The following is a 20,997-nucleotide window of genomic DNA, read 5'->3' on the forward strand; positions in this document are numbered from 1 at the left end:
GGGCCACCTTCCTCTGGGCAACTCGCTGCCGAGCTTTTAATATGACGGACCGTCAGATCTGTAGGAAGGGGCGGCCATGGACCCCGGCTTCACCGCCGAGCAGGACGAGATCCGCCGCACGCTGCGCGAACTGCTCCACAAACGCTGCGGCCCCGCGGAACTCCGGGCCGCCCTCGACGCCCCGGCCGGGCACGACCCCGCCCTGTGGGCCGCCCTCGCCGAACAGCTCGGGCTGCCCGGACTCGCGCTTCCGGAGGCGTACGGCGGTGTCGGCTGCCTGCGCACCGATCTCGCCCTCGCCGCCGAGGAGACCGGCCGGGCCCTCGCCCCGAGCCCGCTGCTCGCGACCTCCGTGCTCGTCGCACCCCTGATCCTCGCCCTCGGCGCCGATGCCCAGCGGGCCGGCCTGCTGCCCCGGATCGCCGACGGCACGCTCACCGCCGCGCTCGCCGTGCCCGCGTCCGCCCTCGCCGCGGCCCTCGCCCTGACCGGACCGGGCGGCGGCGACTGGTCCGGCGGAGGGAGGGCGGGCGGTGTGCAGGCCCGCCGGTCGGGGGACGGCTGGCGGCTGTACGGGGAGGCCGCGCAGGTGCTCGACGGGCACAGCGCCGGCCTGCTGCTCGTCGCCGCGCACACCGGGGGCTTCGTACGGTCGCGGACCCTGCTGTTCCTGGTGCCGGGGGACGCCGACGGCGTCGTACGGACGCGGCAGACGGCCCTCGACGCCACCCGGCCGCAGGCGCGGGTACAACTGCGGGACGTCGCTGCCGAGTTGCTGGGCACGGAGGAGGGCGACGTGCCCGAGGCCCTTGCCGACACGGGGGACTTCGCCGCCGCCTTCCTCGCCTGCGAGGCCGTGGGCACGGCCGGACGGGCGCTGGAGCGGACCGTCGAGTACCTCGGGCAGCGGGAGCAGTTCGGGCGGCCGATCGGTTCCTTCCAGGCGGTGCAGCACCGGCTCGCCGATGTGTACGTGCAGCTCCAGGCGGCCCGCTCCGCCGCGTACTACGCCGCCTGGGCGGCAGGCGGGGACGCCCACGGCGCCGGGGGTGGCGCGGAGGGCGGAGCCGGCCGGCGGGAGCGGGTCGGCGGGCTCGCGCTCGCCCAGGCGCTGGAGGCGCTGCGCCGGGCCGCCGCCGAGGGCGTCCAACTGCACGGTGGCATCGGTTTCACCTGGGAGCACCAGGCGCACCTGTACTTCAAGCGGGCCTCCGGGGACGAGCTGCTGTTCGGGCCCGTGCACCGGTTGCGCGCCCACGCGGCCGAGCGGGCCGGACTGTTCGCGGACACGGAGGTGACGGTGTGATCGGCGTCAGAGCGGTGCAGAAGGTGTCCTCGACACGGGCCTTCGCGAAGGTGGCCCCGCACGTCATACCGGCCCTCGACCGGGCCGTGCACCGTCTCACCCGGGGAAAGGTGCTGCTCAGCGCCCAGTTGCTGCCCGGTGTGATCCTGACGGCCACCGGGGCTCGGAGCGGACTGCCACGGCGCACTCCGCTCGCCTGCATGCCCGAGGAGGGCGGCGGGAGCTGGATCCTGGTCGGCTCCAACTTCGGCCGCACCGGGCATCCGGCCTGGACCGCCAACCTGCTCGCCCACCCCGACGCCGAGATCAGCTGGAAGGGCACGGACATCCCGGTCACGGCCGTGCTGCTGGCGGGGGAGGAGCGGGCGGCGGTGTGGAAGACGCTGCTGACGTTCTGGCCGCCGTACGCCGCCTACCAGGAGCGGGTGGAGCGGGAGATCCGGCTGTTCCGGATCACGCCCCGGCCGTCCTCCTGACCGACGGGCCGCCCGCGGGCCGGTTCACAGTGTGGCCAGGCGCTGTACGAGCAGGAACGCGCCGATCCCGAGCATCGCCGCCCCCGAGGTGCGGGTCACCGCGCGGGCGGCCGCCGGGCGGGCGCTCAGCAGCCTGCGGGCCAGGACGCCCACCGTGAGGTAGACGGCCGCGCAGCACGCCATGTGCAGCAGGCCGAGGAGGGTCGTCTGCGCGGCCACCGGCAGGCGTCCGGGACCGGGGCCGAGGAACTGCGGCAGGACCGAGAGGTAGAGCAGCAGCCCCTTGGGGTTCAGGCCGCTGATCGTCGCCCCGCGCAGGAACACCCGCGGTCCGGCCGCCGCGAGCTCCTCGCCGGCGCCCGGCGTCCCCGGCCGGCGCAGCACGCTCCAGCCCAGCCAGACCAGATAGGCGGCCCCCGCCGCCGTCAGCCCGGTCAGCACCGCGGGCGACCCCGCGACCAGGACCGCCAGGCCCGCCGCGGCCAGCGCCGTGTGCAGCGCGTAGCCGCTCACCAGCCCGCCCACCGCCGCGCCCACCGAGCGGCCGCGCAGCCCGGCGGAGATCACATACGCCCAGTCGGCGCCCGGCACGCACACCAGCAGCAGGTCCACGGCGAGGAAAGAGAGGAGGGTTCCCGAGTCCATGGTGGGGACATTAGGCGCGATGCGGCCGAAAGTGTTCCCGATGTTTTCGCGGCCTCTCGCACAATGGGGGAAGATCTGCCCCATGGACGACGTGGACCGGAAGATTCTTGCGGAGCTGCAACAGGACGGGCGGCTGACGGTGACCGAGCTGGCCGCACGGGTGCGGCTGAGCGTCTCGCCGTGTCACCGGCGGCTGCGGGAGCTGGAGCGGTCCGGGGCGATCAGCGGCTACCGGGCCGTGGTGGAGCCGTCCGCCGTGGGACTGACCTTCGAGGCGCTGGTCTTCGTGTCCATGCGGCAGGAGGACCGGGACACGGTCGCCGAGTTCGAGCGGGCGGTGGGCGAGGTGGAGCACGTCCTGGACGCGCAGCGGCTGTTCGGGGAGCCGGACTACCTGCTGCGGGTGGCCACCGCCGATCTCGCGGCCTTCCAGCGGCTCTACGACGAGCGGCTCGCGACGCTGCCGGGGGTGCAGCGGCTGACGTCGACGCTGGTGATGAAGCATGTGGTGAAGGGACGGGCGCTGCCCGCCTAGGGGCTTCGTCGCGCACGTCCGGCCGGGCGCCGGCGGCCGGAGTGTGCCGCGGAGTGCGGCAGGCGGCAGCTCACCTGGGTGAACCGCCGCCCGGCAGACAGGACGTGACGTGGAGAACAGAGGCCGGCCGGCTACTTCGTCGGCTTCTTCCCGGTGATGCCGAGGTGCACCAACAGGGCCAGGTTCGGCTTGAGTTCAGCCTGCTTCACACCCCACGACTGGAAGCCCTTCTGGTGCGAGGCGACCGCCGCGAGCATCGCGACGAGCGCGCCGGCCACCGCCGCCGGGTTGACGTCCTTGTCCACCCTGCCCTTGGACTGGAGTTCGGCGACCGCGTCCGACAGGGAGTTGTTCACCGAGTTGAGGATCTTCATCCGGAGCTTGTAGAAACGCTTGTCGCCTTCGGCCGCGCCGAGGTCGACGACCCTGAGGATCGCGTCGTTCTTGCGCCAGAACTCCAGGAAGCCTTCGACGAGTTCCTGGGCCGTCTGCCAGCCCGTCTTGCCGACCCAGGAACGTCCCTCGACCAGAGCGGTCAACTCGGCGCCCTCGGCGGCCATTTGCTCGGCGATCTCCAGGACGGCGCCCTCGACGTCGGGGAAGTACTGGTAGAACGTCGCGGGCGAAGTGCCTGCCTTCCGGGCGACGTCGATGACCTTGACGTCCCGGTACGGAGAGGAGCTGAGCATCTCGCTGAGGCAGTCGAGCAGCTTCTGCCGCGTCGCCTGCCCGCGTCGACCGGCCACGCGGCCGTCGACGGTACGCACTTGTCCTGTCATGCCGTCAGCTTACCGAGGGGTGATCGGAGCGCGATTCGGCCGACTGCAAATGGGGTGCGCGGGGGTGCGGGGGCGGCTGTGCCTGGTCTGCGGCTTGCGTGAAGCGCCGTTAGTTTGGCTGCATGGCCGAAAACAGGGCATCGGTGTACGCAGAGGGCGTCCCCTGCTGGGTGGACGCGCAGCTCCCCGATGTGGACGCGGGCAAGCGGTTCTACGGTGAACTTTTCGGATGGGACTTCGAGGACGCCTACGGCTCCTCGGTGTGGGCCAGCCTGGACGGGGCACGGGTCGCCGGGCTCGCCCACAAGACGGACGGGCGGATGCCCACCGTCTGGACGGTCTATTTCGCCACCCCGGACGCGGAGGCGACCGCCCGCCGCATCCAGCGGGCCGGCGGCCAGATGGTGACGGCGCCGCTCCCGGTCGACGGGGGCGCCGCCGCGCTGGCCGCCGACCCCGAGGGCGCGGTCTTCGGCCTGTGGCAGGCGGCCGGCCACCCCGGCTTCGGCGTGCGGCACCGGCCCGGCGCGTTCGCGTGGGCGCAGCTCTACGCCCGTGACACCGAGGCCGCCAACACCTTCTACGGGCATCTCTTCCACGAGGCGCTGTTCGGCCCGCAGGCCGAGCCCGACTTCGGCCGGGCGCCGGTCGGCGACGTCTTCCCGGAGATCATGCCGGCGCACTTCCTCGTCCATTTCGGTGTGCGGGACTGCGAGGCCGCTCTGGGCGCGGTGAGCCGGCTCGGCGGGCGGGTGCAGGCGGGTCCGTTCACCGCTTCGTACGGAATCGTGGCCGTCGTCACAGACAATCAAGGGGCATCGTTCGCGCTGCTCCAGCGTTGAGCCGTGTTTTTTGCTCGGATATGACATGAGACACCCCGATTGCACCTGGGTTCGCAACCGGCCGCCCGGCCAGGAAGAATCAGGGTGCGTGCCGCCATGGCGGTGCGGTGGTGAGACGCTGCACGGGGCCGTGCGCACACGTGGGTGGCGCGGCTCGTACGGGGAGGTGGCAGGCAAGTGGTGGATCAGCTGACGCAGCACGATCCTCGGCGGATCGGGCCGTTCGAGGTGCTGGGACGGCTGGGTGCCGGCGGCATGGGGCTGGTCTATCTGGCACGTTCGGCCTCGGGCCGGCGCGTGGCGATCAAGACGGTCCGCACGGAGCTCGCCGAGGACCAGCTCTTCCGCGTGCGCTTCACGCGTGAGGTGGAGGCGGCCCGGGCGGTCTCGGGGTTCTACACGGCCGCCGTCGTCGACGCCGATCCGCGTGCCGCCGTGCCCTGGCTGGCCACCGCGTACGTGCCCGCGCCCTCCCTCGAGGAGATAGTGAACGACTGCGGCCCGATGCCGGCCCAGGCGGTGCGCTGGCTGGCGGCGGGCGTCGCCGAGGCGCTCCAGTCGATCCACGGCGCCGGGCTGGTCCACCGTGACCTGAAACCGTCGAACGTGCTCGTGGTCGAGGACGGTCCCCGGGTGATCGACTTCGGCATCGCGTCCGGCGTCTCGAACACGCGTTTGACGATGACGAACGTGGCCGTCGGCACCCCCGCCTACATGTCGCCCGAGCAGGCCAAGGACTCGCGGAGCGTGACCGGCGCGAGCGACGTCTTCTCGCTGGGCTCGATGCTCGTCTTCGCCGCCACCGGCCATCCGCCTTTCCACGGCGCCAACCCGGTCGAGACCGTCTTCATGCTGCTGCGCGAGGGCCCCGACCTGGAAGGCCTGCCCGACGAGCTGCGCCCGCTCATCGAGTCCTGTATGCAGATGGAGGCGACGGCCCGCCCCAACCCGGCCGACCTCCAGGCCCAGCTGGCCCCCCACCTCTTCGGCTCCGGCTCGGACGACAGCGGCACGGCGTCGGCGTGGCTGCCCGAGAAGGCCGTGGCCCTCATCGAGACGCGCCGCGGCGGCCGTCCCCAGGTGAAGCCCGCGCCCCCGAGCCCCCGCAGCGGCCAGGGCGTCGGCATGACCCGGCCGGTCGTTCCGCCCGTGCCGCCCCCGCCCTCCCACGACCCCGTGGTCCTGTCCCGTCCGGCGCCTGTCGGGGCCCCCGACACCGGCCCCGTCCGGCTGGCGGGCGCGGCGGTGCCGATCGGGCCCGGTCCGCGGGTCGCCGACGTCCGCGCCACGGCCGCCGTGAAGGCGCCGGTGGCCGAGCCCGGCCTGGTCGCCGGCTGGTCCCGCCCGCGTCCCGGGGTCAACGGCGCCGACACGACCATGCCGGCACCGCAGACCGCGCCCGCGGAGACCCCGGCGGGCTGGCGGCCCTGGCGGTTCCGCATGTCGAACGACGTGTGGGGCACGCCGTCCGTCGCCGGGGACCTCGTCTACGTCACCTCCTTCGAGGTGCACGCCCTGGACGTGGCGACCGGCCGCCGCCGCTTCAAGACGCGCGACGTCGCCTGGTCGATGGCGGTGGCCGACGGCCGGGTGCACGCCTCCGACGGCCCCACCCTGTTCGCCCTGGACGCCCGTGAGGGCGGCGACCTGTGGCGGCTGTCGACGGACGCCTGGGTGTACTCGCTCAAGGCCGACCGGGGCACGCTCGTCACGGGCACGCGCGGCGGCGGCGTGCAGGGCTGGGAGGCGTCCAGCGGCCACAAGCTCTGGGAGATCACCGGCTGCCAGACCGACTTCGAGTCGCCGGAGGCCGGTCCGGCGCTGCACGACGGCACGGTCTACGTGTGGCAGGACGCCCGGCTCAGAGCCCTGGACGCCCGCACCGGCGAGGAGCGCTGGTCCTACCCGATCGGCGACACCGCCTCCTGCGGCGGCGTCCCGGTCCGTGTCACCCCCGCCCCCGACGGGTACGTGTATCTCTCCGCCGGCACCCGGGTGCTCGCCGTCGACGTGGCGAGCGGCATGGTGCGCTGGCACTTCGAGGCCCCGGCGGTGTTCCTGTCCGCGCCGACCTTCGTGCCCGGGCCGGCGGTCACCGGCGGCGGCGTCTACCTCGCCGACTACCTGGGCACGGTGTATGCGATCGACGCGGTGGACGGCCGCGACCGCTGGCGCATCGCCACCGAGGCCCGGTCCTCCGTCGACCCCGTGCTGGTGGCCGCCGGCCATGTCCACGTCGGCAGCGGCAAGGGCCTCTACACCCTGGACGCGGTGACGGGCACCCCCAAGTGGCGCTTCCAGGCGGGCGGCGACATCGTGGGCGCCCCGGCCGTCGCGGAGGGCCGCATCCACTTCGGCTCCACCGACCATCTGCTGTACACCCTGAAGGCCGACGACGGGCGGCTGCGCTGGAAGCTGGCGACCGGCGGCGAGATCACCGGTTCCCCGGTGGTCCGCGACGGCGTCGTGTACGCGTGCAGCAAGGACCGCTGCGTGTACGCGCTGGACGCCGAGAAGGGCACGGGCACGGCCCGCACGGCCTGACCTCGGCGCCCCGCCCGGCCCCGGCCCCGGCAGGCCGATTCGACCCGCGTCCGGGACGGCCGTCGTGCCGGGGGTGCGGAAGGGGTCCGGACGGCGGCCGTCGCTGCGGGGAGCGGCCCGCCGGTCGCTCTCACCCCGGACGCTACGCCGGAGACCGGTCGGTCGCCATGCGGTGACATGACCGTGACAGCGTCCCCCTAGGCTGGCGGGATGGATCGACGGGGGCGCAAACTCAGGTTCACAGCGGTCGCGGTGCTGGTGGTGCTGGCGCTGACCGGCTTCTCCACCAGCCGGGGTCACGGGCACGGGCACAGCAGCGGTCACGGCAGCGGCGGCGGATGCAGCAGCTCCGGCCAGGACCACGACAGCTCGTCCTCGTCGTCGAGTGGCGGCACCTCGGGCTCGCGCTACCGCGACTACGACGATGACGACGACGACGACACGGGCGGCACGTCCGGCGGCTCCGCCCCGTCCGCCCCGTCCGCGACGCTGCGGGACGCCACGGTGAAGCTGCTGAGCTGCGCCTCGCAGAACCAGCCCTACGCCGTGGTCGAGATCACCAACCCGAACGCGACCGGCGGCCGCTTCACCGTGGCGGTCGACTTCCTCGACGCTGGTTCCGACCGGCTGACGAAGCAGACGGCGCAGCAGTACGTGGCGGGCAACGAGACGACGACGGTCCGGGTGGACCTGTCCGGCTCCGCCGCCGCCGAGGTCGACCACTGCGAGCCGGAGCCGTACGCACCGGCCGCCTGACGCCGCTCACCGCACCCGGAACCCCGCAGCCCGCCGGCCGGCGAACAGCTCCGCCTGCCGCTCGGCGGGCAGGTTGCCGAGGGCGATGAGGTGCGGGGCCTGCGCGAACGCCGTCGCGCGGGCCGCCTCCCTCGCCGACCACAGGGCCCGCACGGTGCCCTGGACGCCGCCCGGCGGATATCCGGCGACGACCGCGGCGCAGGCCACGGCGGCCGTCAACGCGCCTCCGGACTCCGTGAGTTCGCAGACGAGGCCGACCTCGTACGCGCGCCGGGCGGACATCCGTTCCGCGGTGCCCATCAGCATCATCCGGGCGACCTCCCCGTACGGCATGCGCTGCGCGAGCAGCACCGACTCGTACGCGCTGACCATCCCGTAGGCGGTGTGCGGGTCGAAGAACGCGGCGTCGGCCCCCGCGACGACGAACTCGCACTCCCCGAGCAGGTAGTAGGCGCCCCCGCAGGCCATCCCCTCCACCGCGGCGACGACCGGCTTCCACAGGTCGTTCGCCTTGGGGCCGACGGTGAGCAGGGGATCGTCCTGCATGAAGGGCGAGCCGGGCTGCGGCACCACGGCGTCCCGGTCGATCCCGGTGGAGAACGCCCGGCCGCCCGCACCGGTGAGGACGACGGCCCGCACGGAGTCGTCGAAGCGCAGCGCGCGCCAGATCCGCCGCAGCTCGTCGGCCGTCTCGAGATCGACGGCGTTGAGCCGCTCCGGCCGGTCGAGGGTGACGACGGCGACCGCGGTCTTCTCGTCGACGTCCAGACGCACGCTCACGGGCGCTCCAGGACCCACTGCACAAGCCCGTCCGCGTCGAACACGGCCTGCACCCGGGCGCCGATGCGCACCCGGTCGGGCGGGACGGAGCCGAGGGCCGCCCCGGGCTCGCTCACCAGGTTGCCGACCAGCCGGATCCGCGGCGCCTCGGCCAGCTCGACGAGGAGCACGACGTAGGGGGCGTGCGCGGCGTAGTCGGGCAGCAGGGGCGGATGCGGGACGACGTAGGACCAGATCCGCCCGCGTCCGGAGGTGGCCCGCCACTCGCTCGCGAACGACCGGCAGTGCGGACAGCAGGGGCGGGGCGGGAAGCGGGCCTCGCCGCAGTCGGCGCAGGCCTGGACCCGCAGTTCGCCTCGTGCGGCGTACTCCCAGAAGGGGGCGCCGTCGGCGTCGGGGACGGGGGTGAGCATCGTGGATCGCCTCCTCGGCGCGTTCAGTTGCGAAGCAGCAGGGCGGACGTCGGGACGCCTTCGCCGGCGGTGACGAGGCAGGTGGCGGCGCCGGGGACCTGGGAGGTGCTGGTGCCGCGCAACTGCTTGACGCCCTCGTTGATGAGGTTGAAGCCGTGCACGTAGGCCTCGCTGAGCCCGCCGCCGCCGGTGTTCAGGGGCAGCCGTCCGCCGATCTCCAGCGCGCCCCCTTCGGTGAACGCCCCTCCCTCGCCCCGGCCGCAGAACCCGTAGCCCTCCAGGGAGAGCGGGACCAGGGGGGTGAACGCGTCGTAGATCTGGGCGACGTCGACGTCGGAGGGGGTGAAGTCGGCGTGCTTCCACAGGTGTCGTGCGGCTGCCCAGGCGGGCCCGGTGAGCGGGTCGTCGTTCCAGTAGTTGACCATCCCGTGGTGCTGGGCGGGCAGGCCCTGGGCGGCGGAGTGGACGAAGACCGGGGTGCGGCGGCAGTCGCGCGCCCTCTCCCGGCCGACGATCACGCAGGCCAGCGCGCCGTCGGTCTCCAGGCAGTTGTCGTAGAGGCAGAGCGGTTCGCTGATCCACCGGGCGGTCATGTACATCTCGCGGGTGAGCGGCCGGTCGTACATGATCGCGTCCGGGTTCCGGTTGGCCCGGTTGCGGCAGGCGAGCGCGACGTTGAAGAGGTGGTCGCGGGTGGCGCCGTACTCGTGCAGGTAGCGGCGGGCCAGCATGGCTATCTCGTCGGCCGGCCGCAGCAGACCGAAGGGGCGCGTCCACTGGGCCGGGGTGGGCAGTTGGACGGACGTGTTGGTCCACGGGCGCGGCCCGCTGCCCCGCTTGCGCGAGCGCCAGGCGACGCCCACGGTGGCCTGCCCGGCGGCGATGGCGCCGGCGAGGTGCGCGACGGTGGCGCAGGAACCGCCGCCGCCGAAGCCGACCTTGCTGAAGTAGGTCAGGTCCCCGAAGCCGACGGCCTTCGCCAGCTCGACCTCGTCGGTCTCCTCCATGGTGTAGGAGGCCAGGGCGTCGACCTCGCCCGGGTCGATCCCGGCGTCGTCGAGGGCGGCGAGAACGGCCCGGCAGGCGAGGGCGCGCTCCGACTCGGGGAGGTGCTTGGCGAACACGGTCTGGCCGATGCCGACGATGGCGGTGGCGTCCTTGAGGGTCACGCTGCACGCACCTCCGCGATGCGAAATGGCGGCTGACAGGTCGTCAGGCTACAGCTAATCTGACGGGTAGTCAGCTAATGGGCGGGAGGCCGTGATGCGCGAAGACGCGGACGTGATGCGCGCGGACGTGGAGTGGGGCAGCATCCCGGGCCTGGTGCGCGCGGCGGCCGAGCGGTACGCCGACGCCGAGGCGGTGGTGGAGGGCCGCACCAGGATCGGCTACGCGGAGCTCGGCGCACGGATCGAGCGGGCGGCGGCGGCCTGCATGGCGAACGGGGTCGAGGCGGGCGACCGGGTCGGCGTATGGGCGCCGAACTCGCTCGACTGGATCGTCGCGGCGCTGGGCGCGGTGTCGGCGGGGGCCGTGCTGGTCCCGGTCAACACCCGCTTCAAGGGCGCCGAGGCGGCGGACGTGCTGCGCAGGAGCGGCGCGCGGCTGCTGTTCGTGACGGGCGCCTTCCTCGGCACGTCGTACGTGGCGTCGCTGCGGCGGGCGGCGGGCGAGGGAGAGCCCGCCGGGCCCGGCCCGCTGCCCGGACTGCCGGCCCTGGAACAGGTCGTCGTCCTCTCCGACGACGCCCCGGCCGACTTCCGGGCCTGGAAGGACTTCCTGGCGAGCGGCGAGACGGTCGGGCGGGCGCGGGTGCGGGAGCGGGCGGACGCGGTGCGCGGGGAGGATCCGTCGGACATCGTCTTCACCTCGGGCACCACGGGCCGCCCCAAGGGCGCGGTGATCACGCACGCGCAGACCTTGCGGGCGTACGGGATCTGGGCCGACCTGGCCGGGCTACGGCACGGCGACCGCTACCTCGTCGTCAACCCGTTCTTCCACACCTTCGGCTACAAGGCCGGCGTGATCGCCTGCCTGATGCGGGGCGCGACGATGATCCCGCAGCCGGTGTTCAACGTGGACACGGTGCTGGCGAACGTGGCCGCGGAACGGGTGTCGGTGCTCCCCGGGCCGCCGACCCTGCACCAGTCGCTCCTGGACCACGCGTCCCGGGACAAGCACGACCTCTCGGCGCTGCGGCTGGTGGTGACGGGCGCGGCGGTGGTGCCGCTGCGGCTCGTGGAACGGCTGCGGGGCGAACTGGGCGTGGAGACGGTCCTCACCGCGTACGGCCTCTCGGAGGCGAGCGGCGTCGTCACGATGTGCCGCCGCAGCGACGACCCGACGGTCGTCGCCGCCACCTCGGGCCGCGCGATCCCGGGCACCGAGATACGGGTGGACGCGGCGCCGGGGGAGCCCGGAGAGGTGCTGGTCCGGGGCTTCCACGTGATGCGCGGCTACTACGAGGACCCGGCGGCGACGGCGGAGGCGCTGACCCCGGACGGCTGGCTGCGCACCGGAGACGTCGGCGTCCTGGACGCGGAGGGCAACCTGCGCATCACCGACCGGATCAAGGACATGTTCATCGTCGGCGGCTTCAACGCCTACCCGGCGGAGATCGAGCAGCTGCTCGGCCTGCACCCGGACGTGGCCGACGTCGCCGTGATCGGCGTGCCCGACTCCCGCCTGGGCGAGGTGGGCAGGGCCTATGTGGTGCGGCGGCCGGGCGCGGTGTCCACGTCGGACGACCTGATCGCCTGGTCCCGGCGGGAAATGGCGAACTACAAGGTGCCGAGGTCGGTGGAGTTCGTGAGCACGCTCCCGCGCAACGCCAGCGGCAAGGTCCTGAAGGGCGAACTGCGGCGACTGCGCCGACGTCCCCCGGTGGAGTGAACGGGCACAGAACCCGCCCGGCAGACTTAATGCTTGCATTAATTTCCGGGGCATGGCTCAATGGGAAGTGGTTCTGGTCGCCGAAGTGGTGACCTGGTTCGAGGCGCTGGCGCAGTCGGACCCGGCCGGTGCGAGGCAGATCGAAGTCGCTGTGGACACGCTGGCGGATGAAGGTCCGGCTCTCGGCCGCCCTCTCGTCGATCGGATCAAGGGCTCTGAGTGGCATCACATGAAGGAGCTGAGACCCGGTTCGTCGGGTCACACGGAGATCCGCATCCTCTTCGCCTTCGACCCGGTTCGCCGAGCCGTTCTCCTGCTCGCGGGAGACAAAGCCGGAGGCTGGTCCAGCTGGTACGAGGTCAACATCCCGATCGCCGAGAAGCGTTACCAGGACCACATCAGCGAGCTGGAAACGAGGGAGTACGAATGAGCACCGTCGGCTGGGAGGAAGTCAAGCGTCGGGTCCACGAGCAGCAGCGGGCCGCCGGAATCCCGGTGATGACACCGGAGGAGAAACAGGAGGCCAAAGACCGCCTGCTCGCCGAGGTCCGGGCCTACAAGCTCGCGGAGCTCCGCCGGGAGCAGGATCTCACCCAGCGTGACATCGCCGACTCCATGGGGGTCTCCGCCCCCCGGATCTCGGCGATCGAGCACGGGGAGATCGATCGCACGGAGGTCGCCACCCTGCGCTCCTATGTGCGGGCCCTGGGCGGCGAACTCAGGATCGTCGCGGACTTCGGGGACACGCACTACACGGTGGCGTGACCTGCCGCGGGCAGCCGGCCGGCTCCGGACACGCCTCGGCCGCGGCGGCTCCCCTCCGCGCCGCCGCGGCCGATCCCCGTGCGATGTGGCTCTGTGTCAGGCCGTCTCGTCGGTCGCGTGGAAGTCGGCCGGCTTGTTCAGCGGCTCGGTCGTGGCGTGGAAGTCCTGGGTGGTGATCTCCTCGCCCGCGGCCTGCGCCGGCTTCGAGTCGGCGACGACCGCCGGGGCCTCGGCCTTCTCGCTCGTCGCGTGGAAGTCGGCGGGCTTGACGGTGCCGGTGTTGTCGGCCATGAGGTGACTCCTAGGAACGTGAAGCGGGATGGAACGGAGTGGGGCGGGACCCACCCGGCAGTTCCCCCGTGGATTGCCGGGCGGGTCTCGCAAGGCCGTTCACCCTAGGGGGTGTCCCGTGGCCTGATTCACGGGACCCCCGCCCACTGGCACGGCCGTCGTGCCGAGCCGTCTGCCCCCCGACGCGACGGTCCGGCCCAACTGACAGTGCCGGACGGCGATAAACAAACGATGAACGCGTTTCGGAACCACCGGCCGGACCCCCTCGGGACCACCGGCCGGACCCCCTCGGGACCGTCGGCCGGATCCCCTCGGGACCGTCGGCCGAGCTCCACGCCGGTCGCCGCTCGCGCACCACCGCCCGGTCGCCGCTCGTGCGCCGTGCCGCGTCGCCGGCCGTGCGCCGTGCCGGGCCGCCGGACGCGCCTTCGGGTCGCCCGGTCCCGCCCGCCCGCCCGTTCGGTCCCGGCCCGGTTCGGCCCGGCCGTGCGGGGGTCCGGCGCGCCCGCCGCTCATCCCACCGGCGCCGAGGCCAGCAGCGCGCGCACGTCCGCCGCCTCCGGGGACCCCAGCGTCTCGAACACGGACAGCGCCTCCTGCCAGCACACCCTCGCCCGGTCGAGCTGGCCGACGCCGTGCAGGCCGCGGCCGAGGGCCGTGAGCACGTTGGCGCGCCGCCAGTCACCGCCGATGCCGTGCAGGACGGCGAGGGCCTGTTCGGCGCAGGCCGCGGCGCGGGCCGGGCCGTGATCGGCGAGATGCAGCTCGGCGAGCCGGAACAGGGTCATGCCGTGCCACAGCTGCTGCCGGGCGTCCTGGAACATGCCGAGCGCGTCGGTGAGCGTGCGCAGCGCCAGCGTGATCTCGCCCGCGCTGGTCAGGGCCAGCCCCAGCGCGTACTTCCCGTTGGCCAGCCGCAGCGCCATGCCGGTGTCGTCGCGCTCGTAGATGGTGACGCCCTGCCGGGCCAGGGACACGGCGCTCTCCGTGCGGCCGGTCGCCAGGTGGACCCGGGACAGGTTGCACAGGGCGCTCGCCTCGCCCGGGGTGTTCCGGTCGGCGCGGAAGGCGGCCAGCGCCCTGGTGAGGTGCTGCTCGGCCTCGTCGTGCCGCCCGTTGTAGAGGGCGATGATGCCCTGCTGGTTGGGAGCCTGGGCGCAGACCACGGGGTCCCCGGCGGCGAGGCCCAGCGTCAGCGCCGCGCCCGCCTCGCGGTCCGAGTCCGCGAACTGGCCGGACACGCCGAGGATATGACTGTGCATCAGTCGTGCGCGGCCCTCCGCGTAGGGGTCCCGGGCCCGCTGGGCGGCCGCGACCACCGCGGTGGCGGCCAGCACGTACTGGCGTGAGCTGATCCCCGACTCGCCGAGGTCGACGGCCGCGAGGAGCAGATCGGCCGCCCTCCGCAGCGCGCCCGCTGTCCCCGTCTGCTGCACCGCCGCGAGCAGTCCGCTCGCCTCGGTGAACAGCCAGTCCAGCGCCTGGCCCCGGTCGGCGAAGGCCAGTCCGGGGTAGTCGGCGCGGCTCAGATGGTCCAGTACCCGCTCCCCGGGCCGCTCGATGGCGTAGACGCCCGTCGCGGTCGCCAGATAGAAGTCCAGCAGCCGCGACATCGCCACCTCCCGCTCGCCGGCCGCCTGTTCGTCCCGTTCCGCGCATGCCCGGGCGTACAGCCGGACCAGATCGTGGTACCGGTAGCGGCCGGGCGCCGCCGATTCCAGCAGGGAGGTGTCCACCAGGGACTCCAGCAGGTCCTCGGTGTCCTCCGGCGGCAGGTCCAGGACCGCCGCGGCCGCCCGCAGGGAGACGTCCGGGCCGTCCGCGAGGCCCAGCAGGCGGAACGCACGGGCCTGGGCCGCGTCCAGCGCCCCGTAGCCCAGCTCGAACGTCGCCTTCACGGCGAGGTCGCCCGCCTGGAGCTCGTCCAGCCGCCGCCGCTCGTCGGCCAGCTTGGCGGCGAGCACCGAGACCGTCCAGGTGCGGCGGGACGCCAGCCGGGACGCGGCGATGCGGATCGCCAGCGGCAGGAAGCCGCAGGCCGCGACCACGTCCAGGGCGGCCTCGCGTTCCGATGCCACCCGTTCCTCGCCGACGATCCGGGTGAACAGGGCCAGCGCCTCGTCCGGGGACATCACGTCCAGGTCGACCAGGTGGGCCCCGGCCAGGTCCACCATCCGCACCCGTGAGGTGACCAGCGCCGCGCAGCCCTCCGTGCCCGGCAGCAGCGGACGTACCTGGGCGGCGTCCCGCGCGTTGTCCAGCAGCACCAGGATCCGGCGTCCGTCCAGCAGCGAGCGGTACAGCGCCGCCCGTTCCTCCAGGGAGTCCGGTATCGCCGACTCCGCGGCGCCGAGGGCGCGCAGGAACGCGCCGAGGACGGTCTCCGGCTCGGCCGCCCGTGCGCCGGCGCCCTGCAGGTCGACGTACAGCTGCCCGTCGGGGAAGACCGGGCGGGCCTGGTGCGCCACGTGCACCGCGAGGGTCGTCTTGCCGACGCCCCCGATGCCCGCCAGCGCCGACACGGCCATCACCCCGCCGGCGCCGCCGCCGCCGGCCGCCGCCAGCACCTCGCTGAGCTCCGCCACGAAGGCCGCCCGGCCGGTGAAGTCCGGCACGGTCGCCGGGAGCTGTGCGGGACGCACCCGTACCACGGCCGGTTCCGCCGCGGGCGCGGAAGGCTCCGCCAGCTCCGGGTCGGCCTGCAGGATGCGGCGCTGCAACTCCCGCAGCCCCGCCCGGGGATCCACGCCCAGCTCCTCGGCCAGCAGCCGCCGGGTGTCCGCGTACACGGCCAGCGCCTCCGCCTGCCGACCGCTGCGGTACAGCGCCAGCATGAGCAGTTCGCGCAGCCGCTCGCGCAACGGGTAGGCCGCCGTCAGCGCGGTCAGCTCCGACACGGCGTCCGCGTGGCAGCCCTGCTCCAGGTCCATGTCCAGGCGGGATTCCAGCAGCCCCAGCCGCCACTCCTCCAGACGGACGCGCTGCGCCTCCGCATACGGTCCGGGGACGCCGGCCAGCGCCTCGCCGTCCCACAGGGCGAGCGCCCGGTTCAGCGTCTCCCGGGCCCGCCCCAGGTCGCCGGCCGCCCGCGCCTTGTCCGCCTCCGCGGCGAACTCCTGCGCCGCCGCCAGGTCCAGGGCGCCCTCGCCCAGCCCGCGCACGGCGTATCCGCCGGACTCGGTCACCAGGACGCCCGGGTCCAGCGCCTTGCGCAGCCGGGACGCGTACGTCCGCACCGCCGCCAGCGCCTGCGAGGGCGGGTCCTCGCCCCACAGCGCGTCGATCAGCTCGCCGGCCGTCGCGGTACGGCCCTCGCGCAGCAACAGGGCGGCCAGCAGCGCGCGTTGCTGGGGGCTGCCGGTGGGCAGCTGCTCCTCCCCGCGCCGGGCGCGCACCGGGCCGAGCACATCGAAGCGCAGCGCGGCCGGCTCCCCGGCCGAGCCGGAGCGCCTCTGCTGCGGCACACGCGGCTCGTCGTGCTCTGCGCGGTCGTCCATCAGGGCTCCCCTTAGGCATTCGAAGTACCGAGGCCCAGTTTGCCCTGTCCATGCCGGAACCGTCAGTCGCGCGAGACGCCGATCACAGACAGGCGCACGGGAGTCCACAGAGCCCACACAGTCCGCGCGCACACATCCGGCCACCGCCGGCCGGCAGCGGCGGCCGCACGATAGCTGACGCACCGTCAGATCGGCGCTACCGTGCCTTCCATGGACACCTCACCCGCCGGCGTCGCGCCGCCCGCCGCCGTCCCGCTTCCGCCGATCATCTCCGTCGACGACCACACCGTGGAGCCGAGCACCGTCTGGCAGGACCGCCTGCCGAAGAAGTACCTCGACACCGGACCCCGCGTCGTCCGGGCCCCGCTGAAGGAGATGACGTTCCTCGGCGGCCGCTTCAAGCCCGTCATGGGCGAGCCCGGCGACGACGGACCGATCGGCGACTGGTGGGTCTACGAGGACCTGCACCGCCCGCTCACCCGCCTCGACACCGCCGTCGGCTTCAGCCGCGACGAGATCAAGCTGGAGGTCATCACCTACGAGCAGATGCGCCCGGGCTCCTACGACGTCCCCTCCCGGCTCGCCGACATGGACGTCAACCACGTCCAGTCCGCCCTCTGCTTCCCCACGTTCCCGCGTTTTTGCGGACAGACCTTCACCGAGGCCGCCGACCGTGAGCTGGGCCTGCTGTGCGTGCGCGCCTACAACGACTGGACGGTGGAGGAGTGGTGCGGTCCGCAGGCCGCGGGGCGGCTGATCCCGCTCACCCTCGTCCCGCTGTGGGACGCCGAGCTGGCGGCCGCGGAGGTCCGGCGCAACGCGGCCCGCGGGGTGCGCGCGGTCGCCTTCTCCGAGATACCCCCGCACCTCGGCCTGCCCTCCGTGCACACCGACTACTGGGACCCCTTCCTCGCCGCCTGCGACGAGACCGGCACCGTCGTCGCCATGCACATCGGCTCCAGCAGCCGTATGCCGTCCACCTCGGAGGACGCCCCGCCCGCCGTCGGATCCACCATCACCTTCGCCAACTGCTGCTTCTCGATGGTCGACTGGCTGATGAGCGGCAAGTTCGAGCGCTTCCCGAACCTGAAGGTGATGTACGCGGAGGGCCAGATCGGCTGGATCCCCTACATCCTGGAGCGCGCCGACGTGGTGTGGGAGGAGAACCGCGGCTGGGGCGGGGTCGCCGACAAGGTCCACCGGCCGCCGTCCGAGCTGTTCGCCGACCATGTCTTCGGCTGCTTCTTCGACGACGCCTTCGGTCTGCGCAACCTCGACTCCGTCGGTGCCGGAAACGTCCTCTACGAGACCGACTACCCGCACTCCGACTCCACCTGGCCGAAGTCGCGTGAGGTCGGCGAGGCGCAGATGGGGCATCTGGCCCCGGACGTGGTGGAGCGGATCGTGCGGGGCAACGCGATCAGGCTGCTGGGACTGACCGAGGACGGCCTGTGGAGCCCCCGGTGAGCCTCGCGTACGGCATCCAGCTGCCGGTCCAGTCCCAGTCGACGATGTTCGCCGAACCGTGGGAGGCCGACGCCGGACCCGCCGACCTCGTCGAGATCGCCCGGGCCGCCGACCGGGCCGGCTTCGCCTACCTCGCCGCCTGCGACCACGTGGCGATCCCGCGCCGGCTGGCCGAGGCCATGAGCACGGTCTGGTACGACCCCGTGGCGACCCTCGCCCACCTCGCGGCCGTGACGACGCGCGTCCGGCTGCTCAGCCACGTCGCCGTCGTCGGCCTGCGCCACCCCCTCGTCACGGCCAAGCAGTACGCGACCCTCGACCATCTCAGCGGGGGCCGGCTGATCCTCGGGGTCGGCGCGGGGCACGTGCGGGAGGAGTTCGAGGCGCTGGGCGCCGACTTCGAACGGCGCGGCACGGTCCTGGACGAGACGATCGACGCCCTGCGCGCCGCCCTCGGCCCGGACGAGTTCCCCTCCCACCACGGGAAGGCGTACGACTTCGAGGGGCTCGGGCAGCGGCCCCGCCCGGCCCAGGCCCGCGTCCCCGTGTGGGTCGGCGGCTCCTCCCCGGCCGCCGTGCGCCGGGCCGCGCTCAAGGGCGACGGCTGGCTGCCGCAGGGCGATCCGAGGGAGCGGCTCCCCGCGCAGATCGAACGGATCGGGCGGCTGCGCGCGGAGGCCGGCGCCGAGGAGCCGTTCACCGTCGGCGCCATCACGGAGCCCCTGTACGTCGGCACGCCCTCCTGGAACGTCGGCCGCCGCACCCTCAGCGGGCCCCCGCAGGCCCTCGCCGCGTCCCTGCGCGCCTACCCGGCGATGGGCGTCGGCCAGATCCAGGTCCGGTTCCGCTGCCGGAGCCGCTCCGAACTCATCGACCAGATCAACGCGTTCGGGGCCGAGGTCGCCCCGCACCTGTGAACCCCGCGTCAGGGAGGACAGTCATGGGCAAGCTGGACGGTCGTGTCGTCATCGTCACCGGAGCCGCACGCGGCCAGGGCGAGCAGGAGGCGCGGCTCTTCGCGGAGGAGGGCGCGCGGGTGGTCGTCGCCGACGTCCTCCAGGAGCAGGGCCGGGCGCTGGCCGAGGAGATCGGCGCGCTGTACGTCCCGCTCGACGTCGCCAGCGAGGAGTCCTGGCAGTCGGCCGTGCGTGCCGCGCAGCAGGCGTACGGGCACGTCGACGGCCTCGTCAACAACGCGGGCATCCTGCGCTTCAACGCGCTCACCGACACGCCTCTCGACGAGTTCATGCAGGTCGTCAAGGTCAACCAGGTCGGTTGCTTCCTCGGCGTCAAGACGGTCGCGCCGGTGATGGCCGACGGGGGCACGATCGTCAACACCGCCTCGTACACCGCGGTGACCGGGATGGCGGCGGTGGGCGCGTACGCCGCGTCCAAGCACGCGATCCTCGGGCTCACCCGGGTCGCCGCGCTGGAGCTCGCGCCGCGCGGCATCCGGGTCAACGCCGTGTGTCCGGGCGCGGTCGACACCGCGATGTCCAACCCCTCGCTGCTGGACCCGGACGCCGACCGGGAGGAGAGCGCGAAGGCCGTCGACGGGCTGTACCGCAAGCTCGTGCCCCTGGGCCGGATCGGCCGCCCGGAGGAGGTGGCCCGTCTGGCGCTGTTCCTCACCTCGGAGGACTCCTCCTACATCACCGGGCAGCCGTTCGTGATCGACGGGGGATGGCTCGCGGGCGTCGCCATCATCTGACTGTACGTCAGCTATTGACCCTCCTTGCGGGTGGTGCGACAGTCGGGCCAGCTGATCTGACGGTCCGTCAGAATCAGATTCGTGGACATCAGAACCGGGGACGGTGAACCTCCTTGGAATTCGGGCTCTTTGTACAGGGATACGTGGGCAAGCGCGCCGAGACCGATCCGCTCGCCGAGCACAAGGCGCTGATGGAGGAGACCGAGTACGTCATCCAGGCGGACAAGTCCGGGTTCAAGTACGCCTGGGCGTCCGAGCACCACTTCCTGGAGGAGTACTCGCACCTCTCCGCCAACGACGTCTTCCTCGGCTACCTCGCCCACGCGACCGACCGCATCCACCTCGGCTCGGGCATCTTCAACCCGCTGGCGCAGGTCAACCACCCGGTGAAGGTCGCCGAGAAGGTCGCCATGCTCGACCACCTCACCGGGAACCGCTTCGAGTTCGGCAGCGGGCGCGGCGCCGGCTCGCACGAGATCCTCGGCTTCCTCCCCGGCATCACCGACATGAACCACACGAAGGAGATATGGGAGGAGACCATCGCCGAGTTCCCCAAGATGTGGCTCCAGGACGAGTACGCCGGCTTCCAGGGCAAGCACTGGCAACTGCCGCCGCGCAAGATCCTGCCGAAGCCGTACGGGAGGTCGCACCCGGCGATGTGGTACGCGGCCGGGTCGCCGCCCTCGTACGCGATGGCCGCCCGCAAGGGCCTCGGCGTGCTGGGCTTCAGCATCCAGAAGGTCTCCGACATGGAGTGGGTGCTGGAGCAGTACAAGACGGCCGTCGTGAACGCCGAGCCGATCGGGGACTTCGTCAACGACAACGTGATGGTGACGACGACCGCGATCTGCGCGCCCACGCACGACGAAGCGATCCGCATCGCCGTCGAGGGCGAACTGCACTACCTGCCCTCGCTGGTGTTCCGCTACCACGACACCTTCCCGCGCCCCGAGGGCTTCCCGGTCTGGCCGGAGACCCTGCCCGAGTACAACGCCGAGTTCGTCGAACTGCTCATCGAGGAGGAGCTGCTGATCTGCGGCGACCCCGACGAGGTGACGCGGCAGTGCAAGCGGTGGGAACAGGCGGGCGCGGACCAGCTGTCGTTCGGGCTCCCGGTGGGGGTGCCGAAGGAGGAGACGCTGCAGACGATCCGGCTGATCGGGGAGCACGTCATCCCGAAGATCGACACGGACCCCGTCCACCGCACCACGCGGTTCCGGCAGGGCGCGTAGCCGCTGTCGCGGACCGGCGGGGCGTGCACGCGCCGCAGGCGTGCGGGCCGTTCGGCGGCCGCGAGC

Annotated in this window: 20 protein-coding genes; 13 read left to right on the forward strand and 7 right to left on the reverse strand. The window is 73.1% G+C overall.

Annotation, left to right across the window (positions count from 1 at the left end; translation table 11 throughout):
* Window positions 1-76: 76 nt before the first annotated feature.
* Window positions 77-1,306 carry an acyl-CoA dehydrogenase family protein gene (locus ACH4ZA_RS07280; protein WP_398428406.1) on the forward strand — a complete coding sequence of 410 codons (1,230 nt, stop codon included), beginning with the start codon at window positions 77-79 and terminating at the stop codon, window positions 1,304-1,306.
* Window positions 1,303-1,782 carry a nitroreductase/quinone reductase family protein gene (locus ACH4ZA_RS07285; RefSeq protein ID WP_319276088.1) on the forward strand — a complete coding sequence of 160 codons (480 nt, stop codon included), beginning with the start codon at window positions 1,303-1,305 and terminating at the stop codon, window positions 1,780-1,782. Before ACH4ZA_RS07280 ends, ACH4ZA_RS07285 begins: the two co-directional genes overlap by 4 nt.
* Window positions 1,783-1,806: 24 nt before the next feature.
* Here ACH4ZA_RS07285 and ACH4ZA_RS07290 read toward each other — a convergent pair whose 3' ends face one another.
* The gene (locus ACH4ZA_RS07290; RefSeq protein WP_319276089.1) at window positions 1,807-2,427 is read right to left on the reverse strand and encodes a LysE family translocator; all 621 of its coding nucleotides are present in this window, start codon (window positions 2,425-2,427) and stop codon (window positions 1,807-1,809) included.
* Window positions 2,428-2,509: 82 nt separating this feature from the next.
* Between ACH4ZA_RS07290 and ACH4ZA_RS07295 the strand changes: the two genes are divergently transcribed.
* Window positions 2,510-2,962, forward strand: a complete 453-nt coding sequence (locus ACH4ZA_RS07295; protein WP_057578957.1) for an Lrp/AsnC family transcriptional regulator — start codon at window positions 2,510-2,512, stop codon at window positions 2,960-2,962.
* A 131-nt stretch (window positions 2,963-3,093) separates the two neighbouring features.
* Here the strand turns inward: ACH4ZA_RS07295 and ACH4ZA_RS07300 are convergent, their stop codons facing one another.
* The gene (locus tag ACH4ZA_RS07300; protein WP_398428563.1) at window positions 3,094-3,729 is read right to left on the reverse strand and encodes a TetR family transcriptional regulator; all 636 of its coding nucleotides are present in this window, start codon (window positions 3,727-3,729) and stop codon (window positions 3,094-3,096) included.
* 134 nt (window positions 3,730-3,863) lie between these two features.
* Here ACH4ZA_RS07300 and ACH4ZA_RS07305 point away from each other — a divergent pair, with 134 nt between their 5' ends.
* The 3 genes from ACH4ZA_RS07305 (at window position 3,864) to ACH4ZA_RS07315 (ending at window position 7,883) form a co-directional block, all read left to right on the forward strand.
* Window positions 3,864-4,583, forward strand: coding sequence for a VOC family protein (locus tag ACH4ZA_RS07305; RefSeq protein ID WP_319276090.1), 720 nt, complete (start codon window positions 3,864-3,866; stop codon window positions 4,581-4,583).
* 177 nt (window positions 4,584-4,760) lie between these two features.
* The gene (locus ACH4ZA_RS07310; RefSeq protein WP_319276091.1) at window positions 4,761-7,127 is read left to right on the forward strand and encodes a PQQ-binding-like beta-propeller repeat protein; all 2,367 of its coding nucleotides are present in this window, start codon (window positions 4,761-4,763) and stop codon (window positions 7,125-7,127) included.
* A 210-nt stretch (window positions 7,128-7,337) separates the two neighbouring features.
* The gene (locus ACH4ZA_RS07315; protein WP_398428409.1) at window positions 7,338-7,883 is read left to right on the forward strand and encodes a hypothetical protein; all 546 of its coding nucleotides are present in this window, start codon (window positions 7,338-7,340) and stop codon (window positions 7,881-7,883) included.
* Between the two features lie 6 nt (window positions 7,884-7,889).
* Here the strand turns inward: ACH4ZA_RS07315 and ACH4ZA_RS07320 are convergent, their stop codons facing one another.
* Genes ACH4ZA_RS07320 through ACH4ZA_RS07330 form a run of 3 tightly spaced genes read right to left on the reverse strand, consistent with a single transcriptional unit; the run spans window position 7,890 to window position 10,245 of the window.
* On the reverse strand, window positions 7,890-8,663 hold the full coding sequence (locus ACH4ZA_RS07320; RefSeq protein ID WP_319276093.1) for an enoyl-CoA hydratase/isomerase family protein: 774 nt from the start codon (window positions 8,661-8,663) through the stop codon (window positions 7,890-7,892).
* Window positions 8,660-9,076, reverse strand: a complete 417-nt coding sequence (locus tag ACH4ZA_RS07325) for a Zn-ribbon domain-containing OB-fold protein (RefSeq protein WP_398428410.1) — start codon at window positions 9,074-9,076, stop codon at window positions 8,660-8,662. Before ACH4ZA_RS07325 ends, ACH4ZA_RS07320 begins: the two co-directional genes overlap by 4 nt.
* A 23-nt stretch (window positions 9,077-9,099) precedes the next feature.
* Window positions 9,100-10,245: a lipid-transfer protein gene (locus ACH4ZA_RS07330; protein WP_398428411.1), complete on the reverse strand. Its 1,146-nt coding sequence runs from the start codon at window positions 10,243-10,245 to the stop codon at window positions 9,100-9,102.
* Between the two features lie 115 nt (window positions 10,246-10,360).
* Here ACH4ZA_RS07330 and ACH4ZA_RS07335 point away from each other — a divergent pair, with 115 nt between their 5' ends.
* From ACH4ZA_RS07335 to ACH4ZA_RS07345, 3 genes are read left to right on the forward strand one after another with little or no spacing between them, the layout of a single operon-like run.
* Complete coding sequence (locus ACH4ZA_RS07335; RefSeq protein WP_398428564.1) at window positions 10,361-11,968, forward strand: FadD3 family acyl-CoA ligase; 1,608 nt, start codon at window positions 10,361-10,363, stop codon at window positions 11,966-11,968.
* A gap of 52 nt (window positions 11,969-12,020) precedes the next feature.
* Window positions 12,021-12,398 carry a type II toxin-antitoxin system RelE/ParE family toxin gene (locus ACH4ZA_RS07340; RefSeq protein ID WP_319276096.1) on the forward strand — a complete coding sequence of 126 codons (378 nt, stop codon included), beginning with the start codon at window positions 12,021-12,023 and terminating at the stop codon, window positions 12,396-12,398.
* Window positions 12,395-12,733, forward strand: a complete 339-nt coding sequence (locus ACH4ZA_RS07345; RefSeq protein ID WP_319276097.1) for an XRE family transcriptional regulator — start codon at window positions 12,395-12,397, stop codon at window positions 12,731-12,733. Before ACH4ZA_RS07340 ends, ACH4ZA_RS07345 begins: the two co-directional genes overlap by 4 nt.
* Window positions 12,734-12,829: 96 nt before the next feature.
* Here the strand turns inward: ACH4ZA_RS07345 and ACH4ZA_RS07350 are convergent, their stop codons facing one another.
* Both ACH4ZA_RS07350 and ACH4ZA_RS07355 read right to left on the reverse strand, forming a co-directional pair.
* On the reverse strand, window positions 12,830-13,024 hold the full coding sequence (locus ACH4ZA_RS07350) for a hypothetical protein (protein ID WP_319276098.1): 195 nt from the start codon (window positions 13,022-13,024) through the stop codon (window positions 12,830-12,832).
* Between the two features lie 512 nt (window positions 13,025-13,536).
* On the reverse strand, window positions 13,537-16,521 hold the full coding sequence (locus tag ACH4ZA_RS07355) for a BTAD domain-containing putative transcriptional regulator (protein ID WP_319276099.1): 2,985 nt from the start codon (window positions 16,519-16,521) through the stop codon (window positions 13,537-13,539).
* A gap of 210 nt (window positions 16,522-16,731) precedes the next feature.
* Here ACH4ZA_RS07355 and ACH4ZA_RS07360 point away from each other — a divergent pair, with 210 nt between their 5' ends.
* From ACH4ZA_RS07360 to ACH4ZA_RS07375, 4 genes are all read left to right on the forward strand, one after another.
* Entirely contained in the window at window positions 16,732-17,988 is a 1,257-nt protein-coding gene (locus tag ACH4ZA_RS07360; RefSeq protein ID WP_319276100.1) for an amidohydrolase family protein, read from the forward strand.
* A 44-nt stretch (window positions 17,989-18,032) separates the two neighbouring features.
* Window positions 18,033-18,905 carry an LLM class F420-dependent oxidoreductase gene (locus ACH4ZA_RS07365; RefSeq protein WP_398428565.1) on the forward strand — a complete coding sequence of 291 codons (873 nt, stop codon included), beginning with the start codon at window positions 18,033-18,035 and terminating at the stop codon, window positions 18,903-18,905.
* Window positions 18,906-18,928: 23 nt separating this feature from the next.
* Window positions 18,929-19,699, forward strand: coding sequence for an SDR family NAD(P)-dependent oxidoreductase (locus tag ACH4ZA_RS07370; RefSeq protein WP_398428413.1), 771 nt, complete (start codon window positions 18,929-18,931; stop codon window positions 19,697-19,699).
* A 113-nt stretch (window positions 19,700-19,812) separates the two neighbouring features.
* On the forward strand, window positions 19,813-20,931 hold the full coding sequence (locus ACH4ZA_RS07375; protein ID WP_398428414.1) for an LLM class flavin-dependent oxidoreductase: 1,119 nt from the start codon (window positions 19,813-19,815) through the stop codon (window positions 20,929-20,931).
* The last annotated feature ends 66 nt before the right edge of the window (window positions 20,932-20,997 follow it).

Source organism: Streptomyces sp. NPDC020597 (genome assembly GCF_044335095.1).
Classification (GTDB): Bacteria; Actinomycetota; Actinomycetes; order Streptomycetales; family Streptomycetaceae; genus Streptomyces.

Excerpts from the sequence above, each read along its gene's own strand:
- ACH4ZA_RS07280 (WP_398428406.1), top strand. The coding sequence starts at position 77 with ATGGACCCCGGCTTCACCGCCGAGCAGGACGAGATCCGCCGCACGCTG.
- ACH4ZA_RS07290 (WP_319276089.1), bottom strand. The coding sequence starts at position 2,427 with ATGGACTCGGGAACCCTCCTCTCTTTCCTCGCCGTGGACCTGCTGCTG.
- ACH4ZA_RS07295 (WP_057578957.1), top strand. The coding sequence starts at position 2,510 with ATGGACGACGTGGACCGGAAGATTCTTGCGGAGCTGCAACAGGACGGG.
- ACH4ZA_RS07305 (WP_319276090.1), top strand. The coding sequence starts at position 3,864 with ATGGCCGAAAACAGGGCATCGGTGTACGCAGAGGGCGTCCCCTGCTGG.
- ACH4ZA_RS07315 (WP_398428409.1), top strand. The coding sequence starts at position 7,338 with ATGGATCGACGGGGGCGCAAACTCAGGTTCACAGCGGTCGCGGTGCTG.
- ACH4ZA_RS07325 (WP_398428410.1), bottom strand. The coding sequence starts at position 9,076 with ATGCTCACCCCCGTCCCCGACGCCGACGGCGCCCCCTTCTGGGAGTAC.
- ACH4ZA_RS07335 (WP_398428564.1), top strand. The coding sequence starts at position 10,361 with ATGCGCGCGGACGTGGAGTGGGGCAGCATCCCGGGCCTGGTGCGCGCG.
- ACH4ZA_RS07340 (WP_319276096.1), top strand. The coding sequence starts at position 12,021 with ATGGCTCAATGGGAAGTGGTTCTGGTCGCCGAAGTGGTGACCTGGTTC.
- ACH4ZA_RS07345 (WP_319276097.1), top strand. The coding sequence starts at position 12,395 with ATGAGCACCGTCGGCTGGGAGGAAGTCAAGCGTCGGGTCCACGAGCAG.
- ACH4ZA_RS07350 (WP_319276098.1), bottom strand. The coding sequence starts at position 13,024 with ATGGCCGACAACACCGGCACCGTCAAGCCCGCCGACTTCCACGCGACG.
- ACH4ZA_RS07355 (WP_319276099.1), bottom strand. The coding sequence starts at position 16,521 with ATGGACGACCGCGCAGAGCACGACGAGCCGCGTGTGCCGCAGCAGAGG.
- ACH4ZA_RS07360 (WP_319276100.1), top strand. The coding sequence starts at position 16,732 with ATGGACACCTCACCCGCCGGCGTCGCGCCGCCCGCCGCCGTCCCGCTT.
- ACH4ZA_RS07365 (WP_398428565.1), top strand. The coding sequence starts at position 18,033 with ATGTTCGCCGAACCGTGGGAGGCCGACGCCGGACCCGCCGACCTCGTC.
- ACH4ZA_RS07370 (WP_398428413.1), top strand. The coding sequence starts at position 18,929 with ATGGGCAAGCTGGACGGTCGTGTCGTCATCGTCACCGGAGCCGCACGC.